The sequence below is a fragment of the Paenibacillus sp. Paensp111 genome (assembly GCF_059492195.1).
In genome coordinates this window covers 1340447-1363665 of record NZ_CP168527.1, presented here as the reverse complement: position 1 = coordinate 1363665, position 23219 = coordinate 1340447, and the positions used below count along the sequence as shown (strand labels likewise).

At 48.0% G+C, this 23219-nt stretch carries 21 protein-coding genes; 3 read left to right on the top strand and 18 right to left on the bottom strand.

Annotated elements, in window-relative coordinates:
* Nucleotides 1-92: 92 nt before the first annotated feature.
* The gene (locus tag ACEN86_RS06385; RefSeq protein ID WP_495633481.1) at nt 93-959 is read left to right on the top strand and encodes an AraC family transcriptional regulator; all 867 of its coding nucleotides are present in this window, start codon (nt 93-95) and stop codon (nt 957-959) included.
* An 84-nt stretch (nt 960-1043) separates the two neighbouring features.
* On the opposite strand, the gene mgrA is transcribed toward ACEN86_RS06385, so the two are convergent.
* The 3 genes from mgrA to ACEN86_RS06370 form a co-directional block, all read right to left on the bottom strand.
* Nucleotides 1044-2042, bottom strand: a complete 999-nt coding sequence (gene mgrA / locus ACEN86_RS06380) for an L-glyceraldehyde 3-phosphate reductase (RefSeq protein ID WP_495633480.1) — start codon at nt 2040-2042, stop codon at nt 1044-1046.
* Between the two features lie 165 nt (nt 2043-2207).
* Nucleotides 2208-3002: an NAD-dependent protein deacylase gene (locus tag ACEN86_RS06375; RefSeq protein WP_495633479.1), complete on the bottom strand. Its 795-nt coding sequence runs from the start codon at nt 3000-3002 to the stop codon at nt 2208-2210.
* A gap of 24 nt (nt 3003-3026) precedes the next feature.
* Nucleotides 3027-3800, bottom strand: a complete 774-nt coding sequence (locus ACEN86_RS06370; protein ID WP_495633478.1) for an HAD family hydrolase — start codon at nt 3798-3800, stop codon at nt 3027-3029.
* Between the two features lie 184 nt (nt 3801-3984).
* Between ACEN86_RS06370 and ACEN86_RS06365 the strand changes: the two genes are divergently transcribed.
* Both ACEN86_RS06365 and ilvD read left to right on the top strand, forming a co-directional pair.
* A complete protein-coding gene (locus tag ACEN86_RS06365; protein WP_495633477.1) occupies nt 3985-4251 on the top strand; it encodes a KGG domain-containing protein in 267 nt (88 codons plus the stop codon).
* 213 nt (nt 4252-4464) lie between these two features.
* Nucleotides 4465-6150, top strand: coding sequence for a dihydroxy-acid dehydratase (gene ilvD / locus ACEN86_RS06360; protein WP_495633476.1), 1686 nt, complete (start codon nt 4465-4467; stop codon nt 6148-6150).
* A 51-nt stretch (nt 6151-6201) separates the two neighbouring features.
* Here the strand turns inward: ilvD and ACEN86_RS06355 are convergent, their stop codons facing one another.
* From ACEN86_RS06355 to ACEN86_RS06285, 15 genes are all read right to left on the bottom strand, one after another.
* Nucleotides 6202-7602, bottom strand: a complete 1401-nt coding sequence (locus ACEN86_RS06355; protein ID WP_495633475.1) for a polysaccharide deacetylase family protein — start codon at nt 7600-7602, stop codon at nt 6202-6204.
* A gap of 70 nt (nt 7603-7672) precedes the next feature.
* On the bottom strand, nt 7673-9469 hold the full coding sequence (locus tag ACEN86_RS06350) for a peptidoglycan D,D-transpeptidase FtsI family protein (protein WP_495633474.1): 1797 nt from the start codon (nt 9467-9469) through the stop codon (nt 7673-7675).
* A gap of 136 nt (nt 9470-9605) precedes the next feature.
* Nucleotides 9606-11753 carry a methyl-accepting chemotaxis protein gene (locus ACEN86_RS06345; protein ID WP_495633473.1) on the bottom strand — a complete coding sequence of 716 codons (2148 nt, stop codon included), beginning with the start codon at nt 11751-11753 and terminating at the stop codon, nt 9606-9608.
* Nucleotides 11754-11978: 225 nt separating this feature from the next.
* Nucleotides 11979-13313: a peptidase U32 family protein gene (locus ACEN86_RS06340; RefSeq protein WP_495633472.1), complete on the bottom strand. Its 1335-nt coding sequence runs from the start codon at nt 13311-13313 to the stop codon at nt 11979-11981.
* 12 nt (nt 13314-13325) lie between these two features.
* Nucleotides 13326-14258 carry a peptidase U32 family protein gene (locus ACEN86_RS06335; RefSeq protein WP_495634230.1) on the bottom strand — a complete coding sequence of 311 codons (933 nt, stop codon included), beginning with the start codon at nt 14256-14258 and terminating at the stop codon, nt 13326-13328.
* Between the two features lie 21 nt (nt 14259-14279).
* Nucleotides 14280-15332: an endolytic transglycosylase MltG gene (mltG, locus tag ACEN86_RS06330; protein ID WP_495633471.1), complete on the bottom strand. Its 1053-nt coding sequence runs from the start codon at nt 15330-15332 to the stop codon at nt 14280-14282.
* A 99-nt stretch (nt 15333-15431) separates the two neighbouring features.
* Complete coding sequence (locus tag ACEN86_RS06325; protein WP_127200450.1) at nt 15432-15734, bottom strand: DUF1292 domain-containing protein; 303 nt, start codon at nt 15732-15734, stop codon at nt 15432-15434.
* Nucleotides 15727-16041, bottom strand: coding sequence for a DUF1292 domain-containing protein (locus tag ACEN86_RS06320; protein WP_127200451.1), 315 nt, complete (start codon nt 16039-16041; stop codon nt 15727-15729). The genes ACEN86_RS06325 and ACEN86_RS06320 overlap by 8 nt, the downstream gene beginning before the upstream one ends.
* Before the next feature lie 12 nt (nt 16042-16053).
* Nucleotides 16054-16470 carry a Holliday junction resolvase RuvX gene (ruvX, locus tag ACEN86_RS06315; protein ID WP_495633470.1) on the bottom strand — a complete coding sequence of 139 codons (417 nt, stop codon included), beginning with the start codon at nt 16468-16470 and terminating at the stop codon, nt 16054-16056.
* A 33-nt stretch (nt 16471-16503) separates the two neighbouring features.
* Nucleotides 16504-16764, bottom strand: a complete 261-nt coding sequence (locus tag ACEN86_RS06310; RefSeq protein WP_127200453.1) for an IreB family regulatory phosphoprotein — start codon at nt 16762-16764, stop codon at nt 16504-16506.
* Nucleotides 16765-16899: 135 nt separating this feature from the next.
* Nucleotides 16900-19527, bottom strand: coding sequence for an alanine--tRNA ligase (gene alaS, locus ACEN86_RS06305; RefSeq protein WP_495633469.1), 2628 nt, complete (start codon nt 19525-19527; stop codon nt 16900-16902).
* 362 nt (nt 19528-19889) lie between these two features.
* Entirely contained in the window at nt 19890-20957 is a 1068-nt protein-coding gene (locus tag ACEN86_RS06300; RefSeq protein ID WP_495633468.1) for an AI-2E family transporter, read from the bottom strand.
* Between the two features lie 191 nt (nt 20958-21148).
* Nucleotides 21149-21358: a YrzR-like zinc ribbon domain gene (locus ACEN86_RS06295; RefSeq protein WP_495634229.1), complete on the bottom strand. Its 210-nt coding sequence runs from the start codon at nt 21356-21358 to the stop codon at nt 21149-21151.
* Between the two features lie 13 nt (nt 21359-21371).
* Complete coding sequence (locus ACEN86_RS06290; protein WP_495633467.1) at nt 21372-21893, bottom strand: PRC-barrel domain-containing protein; 522 nt, start codon at nt 21891-21893, stop codon at nt 21372-21374.
* Nucleotides 21894-21968: 75 nt separating this feature from the next.
* Nucleotides 21969-23120, bottom strand: coding sequence for a cysteine desulfurase family protein (locus ACEN86_RS06285; protein WP_495633466.1), 1152 nt, complete (start codon nt 23118-23120; stop codon nt 21969-21971).
* Nucleotides 23121-23219 lie beyond the last annotated feature (99 nt).

Genomic DNA, 23219 nt, shown 5'->3' with positions numbered 1-23219 from the left:
GATAATGTATCTATGCGAGATATATATAGATAAATGTGACTTTTATAGGTACACTGTATATATCTTGTTCATAGAGAAGGTGCATTAACCATATGAATCCGGAAACTTACAGTGCAGCAGCGAACCCTTTATACGCGGGCACGTCAGAGCTTTATATTCTATTCTCGGGAGAGAGCCAGACTGCGCCAGACCACCGCCTTGGCCCAAAAGTTTACAATTTTTATTTATTTCATTTTGTAGAAAAAGGCCGCGGCACTTACCGGACCGAGTTCAGTTCCTATGACCTGAAGGCCGGAGAAGGATTTCTGATCCATCCAGACCAGCTGGTCAGCTATGCCTCCAATGGATCCGATCCTTGGCGTTACCGGTGGATAGCCTTTGCCGGTGAAGGTGCCGCAGAGCTTGTACAGCGTGCAGGCTTCCATCTTCAGCAGCCTGTCCTGCGCTCTTCACCGGACAGTGCGATCCCCGGACTGTTAAAGTCCGTGCTTCGGTCTTTCCGCAAGAACAGGAGCAATGCGGATCTCACCTCGCTCGGATGCCTATATATGATAATGGCCGAAGCTGAAGAGAAGCTGAGGGAGCAATCCGGCTATACAGGCGGGAAGTCCGGAGTTCAGCAGGTCGTCAAGCAGATGATTCAGTATATGGCCAGCCAGTATGCCTATCCCGTCTCGATTGAGCAGATGTCGGCAAGCATGGGGTATAACCGGGCCTACCTCTCAAGAATTTTCAAGCAGCAGATCGGCGTCTCTCCCGTCACTTATCTGCTGAAGCTGCGAATGGACAAAGCTAGGGAACTGCTGCGTGACCGGCCTGAATTGTCAATTGAACAGGTCGCCGCATCCGTCGGTCTGCCTGACGCCTTGTATTTCTCACGCCAGTTCAGCCGCCTGCAGGGCAAATCGCCAAGCAGCTACCGGAAGTCTGTATCTTCCGCTGATGTGTCAGCGGATTAAGAGCTAAATGGGCAGAAAAGCCGTCCTTCCTTGCTGACAAGGGGACGGCTTTGTGTTGGAACCATTAAATGGCGTTAGAATTCCTTAGCTTTCTGTCTTAAGAATGGTCTCAATCCGGCTCAGCTCTTCTTCCGAGAAATCCAGATTGCTCAGCGCGGCCACGTTCTCTTCAATCTGGCTTACCCGGCTGGCACCGATTAAGGCCGATGTTACCCTGCCTCCGCGAAGCACCCAGGCAAGAGCGAACTGAGCAAGACTTTGACCGCGTGAGGCTGCAATCTGGTTCAGCGCCCGTATTTTGCGAATTGCCTCCGGGGTGATCTGCTTCTCCTGCAGCGCTCCAGTCGGACTGGCCGCCCGGGAATTCTCCGGGATACCGTTCAAATACTTCGAGGTAAGCATACCTTGAGCCAGTGGACAGAATGCAATGCTGCCCACCCCATTCTCTTCAAGCACATCCTGAAGCCCGTTCTCGATCCAGCGGTCGAGCATCGAGTAATTAGGTTGATGAATCAGAAGCGGAGTGCCGAGTTCTTTGAGAATGGCGACGGCCTCGGCAGTCTGTTCCGCGGAATAACTAGAAATTCCGGCATACAACGCTTTACCCGAGCGAACGATATGATCAAGCGCCATCATGGTCTCTTCAAGCGGTGTATCCGGATCGAAGCGATGAGAATAGAAAATATCCACATAATCGAGACCCATCCGCTTCAGGCTCTGATCCAGACTGGATATGAGATATTTGCGGGAGCCCCACTCGCCGTAGGGACCTGGCCACATATAGTAGCCCGCTTTCGAAGAGATGACCAGCTCATCCCGGTAGGGAGCCAGATCCTTCTGCAAAACCTGTCCAAACAGCTCTTCCGCAGAGCCTGGAGGAGGTCCATAATTATTCGCTAAATCAAAATGAGTAATACCCAAATCAAAAGCTCTACGGATCATTTCACGTCCGTTCTCGAAATTGTTGACGCCGCCGAAGTTATGCCAAAGACCCAGAGAAATGGCCGGAAGCTTCAGGCCGGACCTGCCTACACGGTTATATTTCATGCTCTCATAGCGGTCTTCACTAGCTGTGTATACCATGGGTTCTCCTACCTTTCTGCTGTGTACTCTGCTGCGTATTCCCCGATGAATCTTTGTACAATGGTTATACCTAAGATCATAGCCTCCCTATACCGCTTTGGCAAGAAACCGTTTTCTTTAAGCCAAATCAGATAAGGAGTTGTATAATGGCAGGCCTATGCCAGGTTAAACTTCTATTCCAAGGCTCGCAGCCACTCTGCCCATTACGGCACCTATAGGATCCGTAATCAACAAGTCCGCCTGGTGATCATAGGCCGTTGAGGAGGCATTGATCAGGACCATTCGATCCCCGCCGAAATAACTTACCATGCTGGCAGCAGGCTGAACGGTTAGCGACGTACCTCCAATAATTAAGAGATCTGCCTGCTGGATCGCCAGGACCGACTGCTGAATAACCTCATCATCCAGCATCTCACCATAGAGCACGACGTCCGGCTTGATCACACCCCCGCAAGCGGTACACGCTGGAACTATAGGCTTGCTCACGTAGATATCCTCAAGTGAGTAGAATCGTCCGCATGCCATGCAGTAATTACGGTGGATGGAACCATGCAGCTCCTGAACACGGGTACTGCCCGCCTTTTGATGAAGCCCGTCAATATTTTGCGTAATGACCTGATCAAGACTGCCCTGCCGCTCAAGAGCCGCCAGAAGCAGATGAGCCGGATTAGGCTGTGCACCGACATGTAACATCTTAGATTTATAGAAGTCATAAAATACTTCGGGATGCTTGTCGAAAAAGCGCCGGCTTAATATTTCCTCCGGAGTGTAAGGAGAATTGTGTTCGGATTGGTAAATTCCAGCCGCGGAGCGAAAGTCGGGAATTCCACTCTCTGTAGAGACACCGGCTCCGCCAAAAAAGACAATACGTGAGCTTGTCCTGATCCAGGTTGCTAAAGTATCCAGCTTCAACTCGTCCACAATCATCACCATCTTTCTCTTGAATTCCTGTATCTCCATCTCTTCAATACCTGGTAATTCCCCTTAGGGTTCAATTCTCTTCATCAGTTCCGCATAATGGGAGATCAAGACATCGGCATCAAGCAAATAATCCCCGGCCTCAGGCTCCTTACCATAACCTATCGTTATCGCTGCTCCTGCGGCCTTCCCCATCTGCATATCCGCATTACTATCCCCGATCACAGCAGCTTCTTCCGGCAGGGTGCCAAGCTCCATACAAGCAAGCTTCACCATATCCCCCGCCGGCTTGCCATTACTGACCCTGTCGCGACCTACTATACTGTCAAAATAAGACTCAATGGACATCGCCTGCAGATGCTGACGCGCATTCTCCGTGTTATCCGTCGTGACGCAAGCAAGCCGGATTCCAAGCGATTTACATCTATCGAGCAGAGGAATGAGCCCTTCCATCGGCTGTACTTCTCCGCTGGTTCTAACTTGATGCATAGCCGAGCTGCAAATGTCCTGCACCTGCCGGATCGCCTCATTCCACGGGATACCCGCCATATACAGCTGCCAGGCGAGAAGTCCCAGCGTTTCTTCTTCAGAGGCCATGGCGAGCGGGCCGGTCTTATCATACCCGGTTATCCTTCCCTGCTCATCTTGAATGGTGCCGAGAAGTCCTGCCACTCCCCCCAGGATTGTGCCGTTCTTATGGGCGATCTTCTCAGAAATGGACCCGATTACTACTTCAGCCCATTGTCCCCATAACATCAGAAATTCCAGAAGGGTTCCGTCCTTATCGAAGAGAATACTTGTAATAGATTTGGATTGTCCCTGTACATTCACCCTCGGCATAAGTCTGCCTCCTATATTACGATTCTATTTTATTTTACAGCGCTTACAGGCTTGTGACAAAGACCGGATAACTAACGACCATAAACTTTTTCCAATTACAAGAATTTTATGTTTCAGTTTCCAGTAAAGTGGTAAATACAAATTAACGCAATGATAACTAACTACTTTGAAGGAGTGATTTTTGATGGCAGGTAACAACAAAACTAAGCTGAGTCGGGAAGAAGCAGGACGTTTGGGAGGCGAAGCTACAGCCAAAAATCACGGCAAGGAGTTTTACCAGGAAATTGGTCAAAAAGGTGGAAAAGCTACTTCCAAGAACCACAGCCGTGAATTTTATCAAGAAATTGGACAAAAGGGCGGCGAAGCTACTTCAGAGTCCCACGATAAGGATTTTTACCGTCAAATTGGCAAAAAGGGCGGAGAAGCCCGCAGCAAGAGCAGCAGCAAATAACTCTTCACAGACTGCCGCATGCAGTTTATAAAAGCGCTCCCAATTCCCGGCTGACATACGAACCTTCTCTGGTTTGGCTGTCAGTCTTTTATATTCCATTAGATCCCCGGCTGAATTGCTAGAAAAAACATGTTACATATGATAGACTTTGATATAAAGCTTTAGCGGATTACATTCTTAAAATATATAGTTAACAGGGGGACAACCGACATCATGGCAGATAAAAAAATGCGCTCAGATATGATCAAAAAAGGCTTTGACCGTGCTCCTCACCGCAGCTTGCTGCGTGCAGCCGGGGTCAAAGAAGAGGACTTCAACAAACCGTTCATCGCGGTATGTAACTCTTATATTGATATTGTACCTGGTCACGTTCATTTGCAGGAATTTGGTAAAATCGTCAAGGAAGCCATCCGTGAAGCTGGCGGCGTACCATTTGAGTTCAATACAATCGGTGTGGATGATGGGATTGCGATGGGACATATCGGAATGCGTTATTCCCTTCCAAGCCGCGAGATCATTGCCGATTCCCTTGAAACGGTAGTATCCGCTCACTGGTTCGACGGAATGGTCTGCATTCCAAACTGTGACAAGATTACACCAGGCATGATGATGGGTGCCCTGCGCGTGAACATTCCAACCATGTTCGTAAGCGGTGGCCCAATGAAAGCCGGCGTAGACAGCAAGGGCAACAAGCTGTCCCTGACTTCCGTATTTGAAGGCGTTGGAGCTTATCAGGCAGGTAAGATCGATGACGCCGGTCTTCTCGAGCTTGAACAATTCGGCTGCCCAACTTGTGGTTCCTGCTCAGGCATGTTCACAGCGAACTCCATGAACTGTCTTGCCGAGGCACTTGGCATTGCACTTCCTGGTAACGGTACGATCCTGGCAATCTCCGAAGATCGCCGTGACTTCGTCAGAAAATCTGCGAAGCAGCTGATGGAGCTGATTAAGCTTGATCTAAAGCCGCGTGACATTGTTACCGTGGAAGCAATCGATAATGCATTTGCTCTGGATATGGCAATGGGTGGTTCCACCAACACTGTACTGCATACCCTGGCTCTCGCTCAGGAAGCAGGCATTGATTACCCGCTTGAACGTATTAACGAAGTAGCTAACCGTGTACCTCATATCTCCAAGCTTGCACCTGCATCCAACCACTTCATTGAAGATGTTCATCGTGCCGGTGGCGTAAGTGCCGTTATTCATGAGCTTCTCAAGAAGCCGGGTGCTTTCCACGGAGATCGTATTACGGTTACAGGCAAGACCATTCGTGAGAATGTGAAAGGCTGTGAAATTCAAGACTTCGAAGTTATTCATGCTATCGACAATCCGCATTCCGAACGCGGCGGTCTAGCTATTCTATACGGTAACCTTGCACCAGAAGGCTCCGTTATCAAAGTAGGAGCCGTTGATCCATCTGTTGGCGGTTACCATAAAGGACCTGCAATCTGCTTTGATTCGCAAGATCAAGCTCTTGAAGGGATCGCTAATGGCAAGGTTAAAGAAGGCAATGTGGTTGTCATCCGTTATGAAGGTCCTAAAGGTGGACCGGGTATGCCTGAGATGCTTGCTCCTACCTCGCAAATCGCAGGTATGGGACTTGGTGCCAAGGTCGGTCTGATTACGGACGGACGCTTCTCTGGAGCTTCCCGCGGTATCAGTATCGGTCACATCTCTCCTGAAGCTGCTGAAGGCGGCCCGATTGCCTTTGTTGAAGACGGAGATATCATCGAGTTGGATCTTAACAACCGTAAGATTGAACTCCATGTCTCTGAGGAAGAGCTGGCTGTCCGCAGATCCAAGTGGCAGGGCTTCGAACCGAAAGTGAAAACGGGCTACCTTGCCCGCTATTCCAAACTTGTAACCAACGCAAGTAATGGCGGCGTTCTGAAGATCTAATCGATCGCATATAAAAAACCCTTCATCCGATGGATGAAGGTTTTTTTGGTCTTAATAAGAGATAGTTGCTTCAAGTGCCGGCTCCGAGGGCTCCGTATCCGGCTCGGTGATCTGTCGATGCGATCCGCTCACCGCAAATCGGCTGAGCAGTATGTTAATCGGCATGACAATCAGCTTGGGTACTAGCTGCTCGGAATGACGTTTCAGGCGCTGCTGTCCGGCAGGATGAATAACACTCATAAGAAGTTTCAAGTAGGCCGTAGATGATTTAGCAAAGAAACCTTGTGGTAAATCAGATACCGTGAAGCCAAACTGTTCAGGTCCACGATTGATCATGCTAACTCCATACAGAGCCTTGATCTCGCCTAATTCAGGATGCTTGATAATATACTGGGCAAGCTCAGGCAGTGTCTTCTCTACCGCTCGAATCATTTGTATGGCCAGCTGTACGGAAGATTTGGAAGTCGAGCCGATTTCGAACAGTTTCTTGTTATCAAAGTGCAGTTCGAGAATCTGATCTCCCTTCTCAAGACGGCTTCCGTCATGCATGTCAACCGGATTACCATGATAGGTTCGAGTCCGGAAATGGAAGATGGGATCCTCTTTGTTCGTAGTCTTGAGTTGAAATACAAAGTGAAAGATCTGCTCCCACAGCAGCCACAGGAATACTGTTCCCTTCTTAGTCCATGACAATTTGGCTGGCTTAGCAGTCCTGGACCGACTAAGCGAAGCCGTGCCCGCCACGGAACCATTCGACTGAGCAATCATGTCATCGATTCGAATACTTCGCAGTCCCTGCTCTTCAGCCGCTTGCAGCACACGTTCGAGCGCCATCATCATGTGCACTGGAGCATCCATGTTAGCTCCTAGGGTTGAACCGCAATCATGAAGCAAGAATATCTCACCGGGGGCAAGTTTGTTCAGCATTCTCTGAGCCAGGCTCTCCGCACCAAGCCGATATCTCCAGTCCCCGAACATGGATGACCACAGCACGATCTGGATATCGTTCTTCCTTGAGAAATCAAACAAATTCACGATTCCCCATGGGGGTCTATAATAATGTGTCTTGAATCCCGTGATCTCATGAATGATCTTATCCGTACGGTGGATTTGCTTCTTCACTGTACCTGGGCGCATAAGCCAGTTGGTTTTATGGACGTAATTGTGAATACCAATCAGATGACCTTCGTCATACATCCTTTTAATAATATCCGGGTTCTTCTCCGCATTTGAACCAACAACGAAAAAGGTGGCCTTCGCATTGTATTTCTTCAATAAATCCAGCAGCTGCGGAGTATAGACCGGATCCGGTCCATCATCAAAGGTAAGGGCAAATTCATGTTCTCCCTTCCCTCTTCTAAAGACACGAAATCCGAACATGCGGCTGATTAATCCCGGAATAAAAGCATACAACGTAGAAATGTAGAATAACCACAGCAGCAAAGTCTCCATGTCGCTTCTCCCCACTTTTCTTCTCACCATAACCTTGTATCTAATCTATTTTATCATATGACGTTAATTTTTAGGCGAGTTTTTTTGCTAATATATCCATTAGCTTATAAAACAGCTCCGTCGCCTGATGCTTAGCTCCTGGTTTCTTACTCTGAACGAGCACGGCCGCAGCATATTTCGGGCTTCCTACGGGCCCATACCCGATGAACCATTGATCATTCAGTCTCTCCCCGTGCCGAATAACCTGGGCTGTCCCGGACTTTCCTGCAAGCTCCCATACATGATTACGGAGTGCTCTTCCGGTACCTTCAGTTACAACTTCACGCATCCAGCCCAGCAGAGTCTCGGCAGTTCGCGGGGAGATTCTTCCCTCTGCTGAAGGAGCAGTATGCGGGGGCAGGGTCGCCAGAAGGCTCCCATTAGCGTATCTTATCTCTCTTACCAGGCGCGGTGCCAGCACAGTCCCGTCATGAAGAAGGGTAACAACCAGATTCGCCGCCTGCAGTGGAGTCATAAGAACATCACGCTGACCAATTGCTGTCTGGGCACGAACACCTGAATCCGGAGTTGTGGTCTTGGAGCCGAAGACCCTTCCAGCTTCCTCCTGATCAATTTGCTTGATATCTGAGCCACCAAGAAATTTCTTCTCCTGCCAGCCAATACTTCGCCCAATCCCCATGCGATGAGCTGTCTCTTCAATCTGGAAGGCGGTTAGGCGCTCTCCCAAGGCTGCAAATACGGTGTTACAGGAATTAGCGTAGCCCTGTTCCAATGTGATGAGTCCATGCCCCTCTGGCTTCCAGCAGGAGAGATGATATTTCCCATAGTCCCCTTTGCAGAGGAATGTCTCCCGTGGATCAGCGGCTTGCGACTCAAGGGCAGCAGCTGCGGTGATTGTCTTGAATATGGAACCGGGCACACTTGCTTTCACAGCCCGATTGCTCCATTGTTCACCTGTTAAATCAATATGCTCTGGATTGTAAAAGGGGCGTGAGACCATGGCGACAATATCTCCGTTCTGGACATCCAGGACCACGACCGCTCCTTCCTTAAGCTTAGCTTGTTCTGTGAGCTGCTCCACACTTCTCTGGATATCCTTATCAATCGTAGTTCGGATCTGCAAAGGATAATAAGGACTGTCGGGTCCCGTAATCCGGGCCCTAATCTGCTCCATCGGTCTTTTATATCCATCTACAGCGACATACGCTTCGGTCACTTCTCCTCCCCTTAAGAAAGAGTCGAACGTTTTTTCCAGCCCGGCTCCCCCAACTTTTAAGTTAAGAGGAAGCGGATGAGGTGAGAACATGTATGCCGCATGCAGCCCCTTTAGAAAATCCGGCTGCTCGGAGACGTAGCCTAGCCACTGGCTCCCCGAAGCACCAGCCGAGTATCTCTTGACAATAGGGAGCGCTTCAACTCCGCGGATATTCAAACGTGACAAAGCGTTTAATTGAGCAGGACTGAATGGAAGAGGCTTCACGCCTTCTCTATCTTGCCATGGCGTTGGCTGTTTTATGTCAGCCCACTTTTTGGCTAATGTATCAGGGGTTGTCTGCAATAATGCCGCCAATCGGGACAATTTTTTTTGTTCTGGCAAGACACTTACCGGAAAAAGAACCGGCGTCCAGATGACTTTACCTGTCAGCAATCTTCCATGCTTATCTGTGAATTGGCCCCTTCCCGGATCAAGCTCGATTCCCTGCCGGCGCTGCCTCACTGCCATTTCACTTAGACTATGTCCTCCCCGGGTCCAACGCGTACTATTCGCTGTGAACTGCAAATATCCCAGCCTAATTATTAAGATTAATAAAAGTGCTGTTAGTGTCAACATGATATAGAATATTCGCTTCTTATGAATCAGAGACATGCAAATACGCCCCATTTCCTAAAAGTCTAACTTCTATTATTTCCTGGGACATGATGAATACTCAGCAAAGTAATATAAAAAATTAAACAGCCATACTTACCGGTTAAAGTAAGTATGGCTGTGATTATAAGTGAGTTTATTCGATTGTAAATTTCGAGAGAGATTCTTTCAATCCATTCGATACATTGCTGAGCTTGTTGGACAATTGAACCAATTGCTGACCCACGCTCTGCTGTTCGTTACTTAGTGAAGCAACCTCTTCCGATGTAGCTGAAGATTCCTCGGCAACCGCGCTGACATTAGCCATGGCATCCGATAGCACCGTTTGCGATTCATTCAGCGCATCGATAGACTCGGTTACAGACCCTAGTTGGTTCAGGAATTTCTCCATTTGCTGCTGAACGGATACGAAGATCTCATTCGTCTCCTTCACGGAGCTGATCTGTTCTGCGAACAGTGGATTCGCCGCTGCAAGTGCGGTAACCGTCTGATTCATTTCTTCCTGAATCTGATCTGTGATCTCAGCGACCATCGTAATCGACTGACGGGATTGCTCGGCTAACTGGCGAATTTCATCTGCTACAACCATAAATCCGCGACCAGCAGCTCCCGCTCTTGCTGCTTCAATAGTGGCGTTAAGCGACAGGATATTGGTCTGCTTTGTGATATTCTGCATAACTTCCAGAACTTTAAGTACGGACGAAGTACTGTTCTTAAGCGAATCTACCTTCTGGCTAAGTGCCTGGGTAATCTCCGCAGTAGTATTTGTTTTGCTCATGAGATTGTTCAAATAATCGGTTCCCAGATGACTGGATTTCTCCACTTCATGAGCTGAGGCCTGCATCGACTGGTTCGCATCGATAACAATATGCATTTGATTGGAGATGTTCTCTGACAGCGCATTTCCGCGTTCAGCCTCATTTGCCAGGCTGCCTGCCCCATTCGCGATCTCTTCCGTTGCAATGGCAATTTCTTTGGCGGACAAGGCTGTCTTATCTGAAGCCTGGCTGAGTTCAGTAGCTGTATCCAGAACTTCCTGTGCGGAGGCATTCGTCTGTTTGACGAGGTCAGTGATATGTTCCATCATCATGTTGAAGCTTGTTGCAAGCTGACCAATCTCATCCTTGGACTTATGGGCAACCCGTACACTAAGATTCCCTTTTGCACCCTCTTGCATCAAGTTCTTCATATTGCCAAGCGGACGGGCAATCATTCTTACCATCCAGATGCCGATCAGTATGGCAATCAAAGCAACGATTACTGCAGAAATGAACGTGGTAACCAGGATACCTTTGGCATCTTTAACCAAGTTGGCTGTAGGCAGAATGCCAACCAGCTTCCAGCCTGAAGTGACCTGAGTATTGTATACAGCCAGCACCGGTTCCTTATCTTGATTTTTAGTGAACAAGCTTCCGGAGTTGGCCTTCTCACCATTCATGACAGTATAATTCGTTTTCTTATTGTTGTGGTCCTGATCTGATGATGCAACGACCAAGCCATCAGGGGACAAAAGCTGAAGCTCGGAATCGTCGCCCAGGCTGATTTTCTTCAGTTGATCGGAGAGTACTTGCGTCTTGATGTCCGCAATCAGATAGTAGCTCTTGCTTCCTCCGCCAATTGTAGTCATGGTCTTGATTACACGGAATACAGGCTCTATATTCGCTCCATTAAAGGTATCAACTCTTAACCATTTGGTAATCCCTCTGTCGGAGTATTCTTTACCAGGATATCTAGACTTCATGTTAGTCAAGAGATCCTGATCAACGGTTCCCGCACTAATTCCTCTGAATGAACCATCGATTGGAATTATGTAAATACCCTGAACCCCATTCGTGGCGAACACCCAATTGTTGAACTTTTTGGAGATGGCATTGAAAATGGTGAACCGGTCATAGTCACTAACGCCTTTGCCAATGGATACTAGAGCGCTCTGGATATCGGTATCCAGGTATGTCTGCTGGAGCCCGTCCTCGTACTGCTTAAGAATGATGTCCAGCTTCTCTGAAGTCTGAATTATCGTCTGTTGATTCGCATCCTTCGCCGTGTTCTCAATGGTACTCTTGGCCATCTGATAAGATACAATACCGAGAGTTAGAACGAAAAACATAGTGGCAACAAAGAAAATCAAAAATAGACGTACTCCTACTGATTTGGAAGGATCCATGGGACCCAGCTTAATGTTTTGCGCACCTGCAACCGCTTTCTTCCCAAGTCCAAAGATTTTATTCTTTTCAGTTTTTGCTAGAGATCTCTCTTTCTTATCCTTCTTAGGACCTATTTTCATGTTCGTTCCCCCGCCAGTTTCATATTTATAGCCATCCCACTAGTTATTCAGTCCTACCATTATTTTCTCTTGATCGTATCATAGAGCCTGTTGTTTCACAATTATATTAAATGTATTCCTAGATTTATGGGATGTTATGAAAGGACCTAATATTATTATCGGCAGGTTAACGTAAAAAAAATAGACCCTTTACTCAAAAAAATGAGAAGGGTCGAAAAGTAGATTTCATTTCTTTTTGCGCATCATGTCAAAATAACGTACCGGCTGTTCAACCTTAAACTTAACTCGCTGAAGCGGATGCCGCGCAGCAGTCAGCTCGTTGCCATTCTCATCCCAAATCTGACCAACCGTTTGTTTGAACACGGATCCGCCAGGACCGAAGAACTCTACTTCTTGTCCAGGCTTGAAGTGATTGCGCTGCTGAATAGTAGCCATCTTGGTCTCTTCATCATACTCCAGTACAAGACCGGCAAAGTCATAGGGAGCAGCCTTCTCTTCAGGCTCATAAATATGATCCTCATGATCCGGTGTATCATAGAAGAATCCTGTATTTAAAGGACGATTCGCCGCTTTATTCATCTCTTCAATCCATTCAGGTCTCAGTACATAGTTATCCGGATCTGCCATATAGGCATCAATCGCCTGACGATATACGTTGACGACGGTAGCTACATAGTGAATAGATTTCATTCGGCCTTCGATTTTGAAGCTGTCCACACCCACATCAATAAGATCAGGAATATGGGCAATCATACACAAATCTTTGGAGGACATGGTGAAGGAATTATCTTCTTCGGCGAACAGTGGATGCTGATTCACACCCAGATTGAACTGCTGCAGAACCCGGCTGTCCCTGGCTTCTTCCTCTGATACCCATACTTCCTGAGGACGTCCGTCTTCGAACAGATCATATTTCCAGCGGCACGACTGGCAGCATCCTCCCCGATTGGAATCCCGGTCAGTGAAGTGATTGGATAATACACAGCGACCAGAGTATGAAGAACACATGGCCCCATGAATGAAAGCCTCAATCTCAATATCCACATGGTTCTTGATCTCTGCAATTTCTTCCAGACTTGTCTCCCGGCCAAGTACTACGCGAGGCAGGCCTTCTTCCTTCCAGAACTGCACAGCCTGCCAGTTGAGAGTAGATTGCTGTGTACTTAGGTGAACCTCCAGCTCAGGCACCACTCTTCTAGCCGTGTCTACGATGATCGGATCTGCCGCGATAATAGCCGAGATCCCCACCTCATGCAGATTGCGTAAATATTCTTCAATTCCGGCGATATCTTCATTGTGGGCGTAAATATTGGTCGCCACGAATACCTTCGCACCGTATTTCTTCGCGAACTCTACGCCTTCTCTCATTTCTTCAAAGCTGAAATTGTCGGCATTGGAACGAAGGCCGTATTTCTGTCCTCCGATATATACTGCATCTGCCCCATAATGAATGGCAAATTTCAATTTCTCCAGGTTCCCTGCCGGTGCCAGCAGTTCCGGCTTGTCCAAGCGGTAACGTCTGCCTGTAAATTTCGGTGTGTGCTTCTCTGTTGTATGCATTTCGTTCCCCCCTTAATACACCTGTTCTTTATAAAAGAATCCGAATGAAAGCTCGCGCTCCGGATCCTGTACTTCCCGAATCGTATCCATCCACGATTCCTTGAACTCGTAAGCTTCCGGATCTTCAAAATAAGTATCGATGGCTGTCCGGTACACCTCAATAACTGTGCGATTGTAACTCATCGGCTTGAGTATAGTCTCAATCTTTAGTGAATCTATACCTGCTCCAAGCAGAATATGAAGATCCTCAAGGATGCAGATATCATCCGAACTCATAATATGGGTCCCATTGCTATCTTCAAAAATCGGGAATTTCTCATCCTGACGCTCTGCCTCAATAAGAAATAACCCCCGCTCCTGGCCCAGATTCTCTCCTTCTACCGGACGGCCTTGATGCGTCATATAACTTTGTACGAGCTTCCGCTTGGAGTGATAGATATTGGTCATCCCGTGTACCTGTACCTCAGCCTCGATTTGGAGATGCGGCTTCATTTCGGTAAGTTCGTCCATATTCAGCTCACGTGCCAATACTACACGTACAGCACCTTTAGTCCCCCAATAATTAGCTGTAGCGTAATTGGTTGAGGTCATTTCTGCATTCCAGTGCAGTTTTAGACTTGGAGCATGCTGCTGAACTGCTCGCAGAACCGCCGGGTCGCCAAATTCAACTCCGTCTACACCTGCTGATGCCAGTGCCTGAATATATCCGGGAAGCTCCTCCAAATTTTCGTTACTTATCAAGTTGTTCAGACTTACATATACTTTTGCCTGGTCAGCATGGGCGGTACGAACGGACTCACTAATCTCGGAAATGTTCATATTCCCTGGCAGCCTGGTTCCGAACTTCTCCTCACCAATCAGCACCGCATTAGCTCCGGCCGCAATATATTCCTTGACCTCTTGTAATGATCCCGCGGTTGCGAGAAGTTCCGGTTTGTTCCCCATCATGTTATAAGCACCTCGGTTTTATTTAACTGTAGATTTGCTTTTTTGAATATTCTTTAGATGCTCTGCGTACGTCTTGGCAAACAAGTGCTCCTGAGACCCGTCCTTCTTCGTAACATAGAACAAATAATCTGTAGACTCCGGCTCGAGTGCGGCTTCTATCGACTTCACACTTGGACTGGCAATGGGACCTGGTGGAAGGCCTTTGTATAGATAAGTATTATATGGGCTATCCTTTTTTCTCAAGTCACTATTCAATAGGCGTTCTTTGGGTTTGCCTAGCAAATATTGAACCGTTGCATCAATCTCAAGCTTCATACCCTTCTCCAAGCGATTGTATATAACGCCCGCAACCTTCTTGCGTTCCGGATCGACTACAACTTCACGTTCAACCAGTGATGCTACTGTTATTAGTTCGGGGAGTGTCAGCTTCCTCTTCTCAAGCTTGGCTTTCCAATCTGGAATGCTATCCAGCTTCGCCTGCAGCTCCTCCAGCATACGGGTTATAATATCGGCCTCACTGCTGCCTTTCTTCAGTTCATAGGTCTCCGGGAATAGCAGGCCTTCAAGTCTATAGATCTGCGAACTGCTAGCAGGGAACTCACGAAGCAGTGGGACATCAATACCTACCGGATTCTTGGCCAGCTTTAGAAACTGATCTTTGTCCACAATGCCTTCCTGACTTAATTTATCAGCCATTTGCTTTAACGTATAGCCCTCCGGTATCGTAAAATGGACCATGTCCGCTTTCACGACATCGCCACTGTTCAGCTTTCCGATAATCTGGTCGTAGGTCATACCCGGACTTAATTCATAGATGCCTGCCTGGAATCTCGTTCCCTCAGATTTCATCTTCAAATATGCTTTGAACATGAGTGAGTTCTTGATTAGTCCTTCCTGCTTAAGCAGCTCAGCAATTTTAGCCGTCCCAGCTCCGGATTTAATCTCCACCTTCACACCCGTAGAGGAAGAACTTACAGGTTGCATCTGGTTGTAAATGTAGAGCGCTGCACCTCCCACGATGATGAAGAGCACGATGAAAATGGTGAACAGCCGCCGCCCTAATGTGTTCAAAAACCTCAACTCCTCTATACCATACAAAAAGAGCGGTAAATTCCGCTCTTCTTGTGTAATGCTATAACAAAGCAGGATTAATCAATTTAAGAGTATAGACTACTCAGGAAAGGTAAGCTCATCGTACAGCTCGGATACGTTCTCCCATTCATCGTCATCATCAATGGTTACCAGTTCCAGGCTGCCCTCTTGCGAGGTAACGATCTTAAGGATTTCGGGCTCTGCTGACTTGCCATCTTCATCAGGTAGAAGAACAGCATAGGCTTGGCCGCCAATATCGAATTCTTTCTCGACACGGTAATAAGAGGTGTGTCCTTTCTCATCCTGAAGCTCAACTACGGGTCCGAAGGCTTCCTTCACTCGGGAGCTCCAAATCACATGCTCAGCAGAAAACTCAGTCATGCTCTTCCTCACCACCCAATTCGTCAAGCAGGGTATTGAAGGTTTCTTCAACAATCTCCCACTCTTCGTCACTCTCAATAGTGAACAGCTTCAGATCTTCACCGTCTTCTTCATAGCGGAAAGCATATACTTCCTCGCTATCCTCGTCTTCTTCTTCAGAATCAAGAGGAACGACCATCATATACTTGGCGTCGGAACCATCCACTTCGAATTTCATAATAACTTCGAATTCTTCCTCATTTCCCTCTTCATCAGGGATGTAGATAATTTCCGGTTCTTCTTCGTTATTCATGCGATCGTTAGCCATTTGCCATCACCCTCACCTTTTGCTCTTAGAATCTAAGAAATTTTGCAAAATCAGCGTCGCAGCAATTTGATCTACGACCTGTTTGCGTTTTTTTCGGCTGACATCAGCCTCAAGCAGCGTTCGATGTGCCGAGACCGTTGTTAACCGTTCATCCCAAAGGTGAACCGGTAAACCTAGAATTTCCCGCAATCGTTCGGCAAATTCCATGCAAATTTCACCACGGGGACCTACTGTACCGTTCATGTTCTTCGGAAGTCCGACGACAATTTCCTGTACCTCGTATTCCTTCACAAGCTCGGCAATCCGCTTCAGTTCAGACTCGTCACCCCGGCGCTCGATCGTCTCAAGCCCCTGGGCAGTCCATCCGAAAGCATCACTCACGGATGCACCGATTCTGCGGTCCCCGTAGTCTAAGCCTAATATTCTCATTTCTGTTCTCCTATTTCTGCAGAACAGAGCGGCTTACCTATGACCGGCTAAATAATACTTAACCAATTCCTCGATTAATTCATCCCGCTCTTTCTTACGTACCAAACTTCTAGCGTTGTTATGCCGTGGAATATATGCAGGGTCACCCGACAATAAATAACCAACTATCTGGTTAATCGGATTGTATTCCTTCTCTTGAAGCGCTGCATATACCGACAAAAGAATTTCCTGAGCTGAAGCCTCGTGCTCATCGCCTGTGACGTTGAACTTGACAGTTTTATCCATGGAGTCCAAGATGACACCTCACTTCTACGAACAATTGCCCGCGGGAAATTACAAGCGTTACAGCCTGCCTTCTTAACTATAACATATTGGGTGGCCCTTAAGGAAATATTTGAAGCGAGAAAGTATCCTGAATATGGAATTTTTCTATTGCGCCGAGGCTTGAATAAGCTGCTCTGAAAGCTTAAGAGCCTCGTCCAATTTGGATGCGTCCTTGCCGCCGGCTTGAGCCATATCCGGACGGCCTCCGCCCCCTCCGCCGCATAGAGCAGCCAGTTCCTTGACCAGCTTACCAGCGTGGAGTCCGCGCTTCACTTCCTGCTGAGGTACAGCTACTACAAAGTTCACTTTGTCTTCGACAGCTGCCCCTAATACAATTACGGCCTCAGGCAATTTAAGTTTCAATTCATCTGCAAGTGTACGCAGAGCATCCATGCTATTAGCCTGAACCTGTACGGCAAGAAGCTGGGTATCGCCAACCGTCTTCACCTGGCTGGTCAGTGCGCCAGCTTCAATTCCGCTAAGCTTCCCTTGCAGCGATTCATTCTCGCGGCTGAGTTCCTTAACCTGCTGATGCAATGCCTCGATCCGCTTTGGAACTTCACCCACATGGGACTTCAGCAGCGCTGCCGCCTGCTTAAGAACATCAAGCTGGCCATCCATATATTCATAAGCCTGACGACCGGTCACGGCTTCAATCCGGCGTACACCCGAGCCGATTCCGCTCTCGCTGATTAGCTTGAATAGACCAATCTGCGAGGTGTTCTCAACATGGCATCCTCCGCACAGTTCAAGGCTGTATCCGCCAACTTGAACGACCCGCACCACATCGCCATACTTTTCTCCGAACAAAGCCATGGCTCCCATTGCTTTAGCTTCATCAATAGGCTTAAGTTCAATAATGACATCCAGGCTGTTCCAGATCTGCTCGTTGACACGCTGCTCGATAGCCGCTAGCTCTTCTGGAGTAATGCTGCCCAGGTGAGAGAAGTCAAACCGCAGACGCCCCGGCTCAACCAAGGAACCGGCCTGATTCACATGATCTCCCAAAGTCTCTTTCAGTGCTTTATGAAGCAGATGGGTAGCAGTATGATTCTTGATAATATCTGAGCGCATTCCCCGATCCACCGCTGCGGTAATCGTGTCTCCTGTGCGCAGTTCACCGGACTGTACTGTAACTACATGCACGAATTGGCCATGCGGAGCCTTGAACATTCCTTCCACTGCAGCATGACCGGAAGCATTACGGATTTCGCCCTTATCACTGACTTGTCCGCCGCTCTCCGCATAGAATGGAGTCTGCTCCAATATGATCTGACAGGACTCACCCTCAGATACCATATCTACAAAAGCATCGTTAACAACGATGGCGACAATTTTCGATTCTGCCACAAGCTCCTGATAACCAACGAACTCGGTCTTGGTTGTGTAATCAGAAAGTACACCGCCCTGAACCTTCATACTCTCATTATCATGACGGGCGGCCCGGGCACGATCCCGCTGCTGCTGCATCGCGGCTTCAAAGCCTTCACGGTCTACACCCAGACCATGCTCGGCTGCATAATCCTCAGTCAAATCGAGCGGGAATCCGTAGGTATCGTATAATTTGAACGCATCAGGTCCACTGATCATACTCTTCCCTGCCGACTTAGCCTCCTCGCTGATATTAGCCAGAATAGCCAAACCATCCGAGAGGGTCTCGTGGAAGCGTTCTTCCTCGTTACGGATAACTTTCTCAATGAACTCGCGCTTAGTAATAATATCGGTATAGTAGCTGCCCATAATCTCGCCCACTACCTCAACCAGACCGAACATGAACGGACGATCAAGTCCCAGCATCTTGCCGTAACGGACAGCGCGGCGAAGCAGACGGCGGATAACATACCCACGGCCTTCATTCGACGGAAGCACTCCATCGGCCACTGCGAAGGATACCGTACGGATATGGTCGGCAATAACCTTCATGGCAACGTCGTTCTCCGTATTTTCCCCATATTTCACTTTAGCGATTTCACTGGTCTTGGCAATGATAGGCTGGAAAAGATCCGTATCGAAGTTGGAAGGGGCATCCTGGAGAATGGACGCGAAACGCTCCAGACCTGCACCGGTATCAATATTCTTGTTCGGAAGCGGCGTATAAGAGCCATCCTTGTTATGATTGAACTCCGAGAACACGACATTCCACACTTCCAGGAAGCGTTCATTCTCTCCGCCCGGGTAGCATTCCGGATCAGACAGATCACCATAAGCTTCTCCGCGATCGTAAAAGATTTCCGTACAGGGTCCACATGGACCTTCGCCGATATCCCAGAAGTTATCTTCCAGCTTCACAATCCGCTCCGCCGGCAGACCCAGCTTCTCATTCCACAGCTTGTACGCTTCCTCATCCTCCGGATATACCGTGACAGACAGACGCTCAGGATCGAAGCCGATCCACTCTTTGCTGGTCAGGAATTCCCAAGCCCAGGTAACGGCCTCTTCTTTAAAGTAATCTCCGATGGAGAAGTTGCCCAGCATTTCAAAGAATGTGTGATGTCTACGGGTCTTGCCCACATTCTCAATATCATTGGTCCGAATACATTTCTGCGAATTGGCAAGCCTTGGGTTCTCCGGCTTCACACGGCCGTCAAAATACGGCTTAAGCGGTGCCATACCCGCATTAATCCACAGCAGTGAGGGATCGTTATGCGGGACAAGCGAAGCACTCGGTTCAATTTTGTGTCCTTTGGAAGAGAAGAATTGCAGCCATTTGGAACGAATTTCACTTGCTTTCATGATAGGACAGCCTCCTAGACTTTTATATAAAAAAACAAAAAACGCCCCTGAATATCAGGGACGATGAGCTCGCGGTACCACCCTGGTTACCGTTCTGGATACGGCTTAAGCCGAATTAGCAGAACGATCTCCTTGATTGGCTGTTAACGAAAGCCATCCGGCGGATTTGGCCGCTCTCTGAGATCCGCTTTCCGTACAACCGAAATTCAGGTTCTCTCACCCATCGTCTGCCTGATGCTGCGCACCTAAGTTAACGAAGGAACCTTCTCTCTGGGAATTCGGGCCTGGACGTACTTTATCTCATCAACGATTTGACATATACACTCAAGTATATAAGCCTCGTGTCAGGCTGTCAATTGGCCCTATACCGTCTTACGGCGCACGTAATAGGCATAGAAATGCTGAATGACAACCTTGAGAACGGCAAAGCAAGGAACGGCCAGAATTAGGCCCGGAATTCCGGCAACCTCTCCGCCAACAAGCAAAGCAAATATAATAAACATCGGATGCAGATGAAGCGTTCTTCCGACCACCTGCGGGGATATAACATTACTTTCAAGCAGCTGGCAAATCGTGTTGACCACAATCACCATCAGAACCATCCGCCAGGAAATAGCTGAAGCCATGAGCACGGCGGGAGCAGCACCAAGGAACGGACCAAGATAGGGAATGATATTGCAGAGCGCAACTACACTGGCCAGAAGAAGCGCGTAAGGCATCCCGATGATCATATATCCAATATAAGCAAAGGTTCCAATAATTACACATACCAGGAGCTGGCCCCGAATGTAGCTCCCCAGTGCCTCATCAATTTCTTTCATCAGCAGCACGATTGATTTGCGCCTTGTATGCGGGAGATAGGTGATAATCATCCGCTCAATGACTTCGAAATCTTTTAGCATATAGAAAATAAGAAACGGAATGATAAACGCATTAAAAATCACGCCAATCGTCGCTCCTATGTTATTCATGAAGTCAGAAATACCGGCGGCGAGCTTTTGCTCAAATTGATAGAACCAGTTGTTCATCCCCATACGAACCCCATTCGGCAGAAAAGAAGTGTCCCAGCTGTTCATGATCTGTTGGGTATGCAGAGTAAGCTCGGGCAGATGCTCACCAAGCTCCTGAAGCTGATTCATGAACATGGGGATCATATTGGCCAGGATGACCGCAAGGCTTGTCAGAAATACGGCGTATATCAGCAGTACCGCTGCCGTGCGGGGAACCTTACGTTCTCCAAGCAGCTTGACGATCGGATTCAACACATATGAAATAATTAAGGCTATGACAAAGGGGGCAAATATCACTTTCAAAAAGCTGAAGAAAATGACAATGACCGGCTTAAGCAGCCACAGGAAGTACACAATGATAAGTCCCAGCAGTACCCACAGGCCATAGCGGAACAACTTGCTGTTCCAGAACGGTTCCATTCGTATTTCCTCCCTCTAGACGGACTGGCTGTATGTAGAGAGTATATGCGCAGGGGATGGAAAATAATCGAATGTCAGGACAAGTCGGTTAATAAATAACAACAAAAGCCGCTTGCCCAGTGAACTCCACAGCGGGAATTCACCAAGCTAAGCGGCTAAAAGGTTCTCATATGTACAAGGAACGTAAATCCTTAAGAGGATGCGTGGATTTGGGGAAAGTCTTGAATCATTTCCTCCCCAAAGAACAGATCATCCAAAGAACTCAGCGTTCCGTCTTCCTCAACCTGATACACAGACATTTTCTCCCCGTTCACGGTGAGTTCAATAAAGCAGCCCCAGCAATAAAACTGGTGAGAACCAATCTTGCCTATATCTTTTGAGCTACAATTTGGACATTTCATCATCGTATCACACCTATTCGTTAGCAGTATAAATCCCTTTTTCAAGCCTTTCTTCACTAAGCGGAGGCACAATAATTGCACTTTCTCCCTTAGTCATGTCAGAAGTGAAAGGCAGCCATTTGCGGCCCTCCATCAGATCGGAAATAAAACCGTCACTAATTTCCAACCCTACTATTGTGTTGCCCAGTTCCTGGTCAAAATAAACATCACTTACATGCCCGATCATAACACCATCGCTAGTTAGAACTGGAAGCTCTCTAAGCTTGCTGTTACCAAGGACAAAGGTTAGCTGTATATTCTCGGCCTCCATCTTGCGGACAGCCTGCTGATTACGAATCATTACGGCATCTTCGCCATAAGCAACGATATCTTCCCATAATACTGCTTTGATACTCGAAGAGAAGAGGCCTTTGCTCTCCAGTTCAATTCCTTCGATCTTCCAATCACTACTCAGAAGGACATCCAGAACCTTACCGATCTGCTTGCCTTCCTCCACATCAAATACGGACAATCCGATCAATTCTTGTAGTCTCATGGCCTTAGGATCCCTCCTTAACCTTTGAAAACGAAGACACGCTCCCTGCCGGTTAGTAGTAAAAGAACGAAGACCTTATTTCCTACTACGTATACGGTCCAGAATGGTTCCAACTTTTTTGGCCGTGTATTCCATTTCTTCATTAGTATTACCCAAACCAAAGCTGAAACGAATCGCGGACCGCAAAACATTTTCTGGGACTTTCATCGCCTCCAGTACGTGAGAAGGCTCAAGCGAGCCTGATGTGCAGGCAGAACCGCTTGCGACCGCAATTCCCTCCATATCCAGGTTCATCAGCATGGTCTCCGTTCCGACTTCCGGGAAGCTTACATTCACAATGTGAGCAAGGCGGGATGTGGGATGACCATTAAGGACAAAATGCTCCTTCCCTACGAAACGCTCAAGTGCAGCCAAAAAATTCTCCCGCATCGATTCATCTTCATCCTGCTTGGAACGAAGATTGGACACCGCAAGCTCAGCAGCCTTTGCAAAGCCTGCAATTCCAGCCAGATTCTCTGTTCCTGCCCGCCGCTTTCTCTCTTGAAGCCCGCCATATAGGAGCGGCTCAAGCGCAATGTTACGATGCACATAGAGTGCGCCAATGCCTTGAGGTCCGTTGATTTTGTGAGCAGAGAAGCTCACAAGATCCACAGGCAGGTCTTCACAGGATATTTCCAGAGAACCGAAGGCTTGTACAGCGTCAACGTGAAAAACAATTCCATGCTCTCGCGCAATCTCCCCAATTTCAACGATAGGCTGCACAGTTCCCACTTCATTGTTCGCATACATTACGCTGATCAGAATCGTGTCCTCTGTAATAGCTTCCTTGACTTGATCAGGGTCTACCCACCCCCGCGAATCTACAGGCAGATAAGTAACCTTGTATCCCTGCTCCTCCAGACGCCCACAGGCATGAAGCACAGCATGATGCTCTACTGCGGATGTAATAATATGTCTGCCCTTCTTCCCGCTTGCGGTTGTCACTCCAAAAAGGGCCAGGTTATCACTTTCAGTCCCTCCGGCGGTGAACACGAGTTCATCGGGACGGCAGTGCAAAGAGGCAGCGAGAATATCCCGTGCCCCATTAACTGTACGTTTGGCTGCCCGTCCGAATGCATGTATGCTTGATGCATTGCCATACTGTCCCTTCATGACGCGCAGCATTTCCTCGGCCACCTCCGGATGAATAGGCTTGGAGGCTGCATGATCCAGATATATTGTTCTCAACGTTAAACTCACCCTTATTATTTAGACTCTCTTGCTTAGAGACCAACCTAATCGTATCTTTGCGAGACACTATTCTATAGCTGTTATGATAAATAATCA

Coding starts and splice junctions, on each gene's coding strand:
- ACEN86_RS06370 (WP_495633478.1), bottom strand. CDS start 3,800: ATGCCGAGGGTGAATGTACAGGGACAATCCAAATCTATTACAAGTATT.
- ACEN86_RS06320 (WP_127200451.1), bottom strand. CDS start 16,041: ATGGCTAACGATCGCATGAATAACGAAGAAGAACCGGAAATTATCTAC.
- ACEN86_RS06300 (WP_495633468.1), bottom strand. CDS start 20,957: ATGGAACCGTTCTGGAACAGCAAGTTGTTCCGCTATGGCCTGTGGGTA.
- ACEN86_RS06295 (WP_495634229.1), bottom strand. CDS start 21,358: ATGAAATGTCCAAATTGTAGCTCAAAAGATATAGGCAAGATTGGTTCT.
- alaS (WP_495633469.1), bottom strand. CDS start 19,527: ATGAAAGCAAGTGAAATTCGTTCCAAATGGCTGCAATTCTTCTCTTCC.
- ACEN86_RS06335 (WP_495634230.1), bottom strand. CDS start 14,258: ATGGGGAACAAACCGGAACTTCTCGCAACCGCGGGATCATTACAAGAG.
- ACEN86_RS06345 (WP_495633473.1), bottom strand. CDS start 11,753: ATGAAAATAGGTCCTAAGAAGGATAAGAAAGAGAGATCTCTAGCAAAA.
- ACEN86_RS06355 (WP_495633475.1), bottom strand. CDS start 7,602: ATGGAGACTTTGCTGCTGTGGTTATTCTACATTTCTACGTTGTATGCT.
- ruvX (WP_495633470.1), bottom strand. CDS start 16,470: ATGAGAATATTAGGCTTAGACTACGGGGACCGCAGAATCGGTGCATCC.
- ACEN86_RS06385 (WP_495633481.1), top strand. CDS start 93: ATGAATCCGGAAACTTACAGTGCAGCAGCGAACCCTTTATACGCGGGC.
- ACEN86_RS06365 (WP_495633477.1), top strand. CDS start 3,985: ATGGCAGGTAACAACAAAACTAAGCTGAGTCGGGAAGAAGCAGGACGT.
- ACEN86_RS06340 (WP_495633472.1), bottom strand. CDS start 13,313: ATGCATACAACAGAGAAGCACACACCGAAATTTACAGGCAGACGTTAC.
- mgrA (WP_495633480.1), bottom strand. CDS start 2,042: ATGGTATACACAGCTAGTGAAGACCGCTATGAGAGCATGAAATATAAC.
- ACEN86_RS06290 (WP_495633467.1), bottom strand. CDS start 21,893: ATGAGACTACAAGAATTGATCGGATTGTCCGTATTTGATGTGGAGGAA.
- ACEN86_RS06375 (WP_495633479.1), bottom strand. CDS start 3,002: ATGGAGATACAGGAATTCAAGAGAAAGATGGTGATGATTGTGGACGAG.
- ilvD (WP_495633476.1), top strand. CDS start 4,465: ATGGCAGATAAAAAAATGCGCTCAGATATGATCAAAAAAGGCTTTGAC.
- ACEN86_RS06350 (WP_495633474.1), bottom strand. CDS start 9,469: ATGTCTCTGATTCATAAGAAGCGAATATTCTATATCATGTTGACACTA.
- ACEN86_RS06325 (WP_127200450.1), bottom strand. CDS start 15,734: ATGACTGAGTTTTCTGCTGAGCATGTGATTTGGAGCTCCCGAGTGAAG.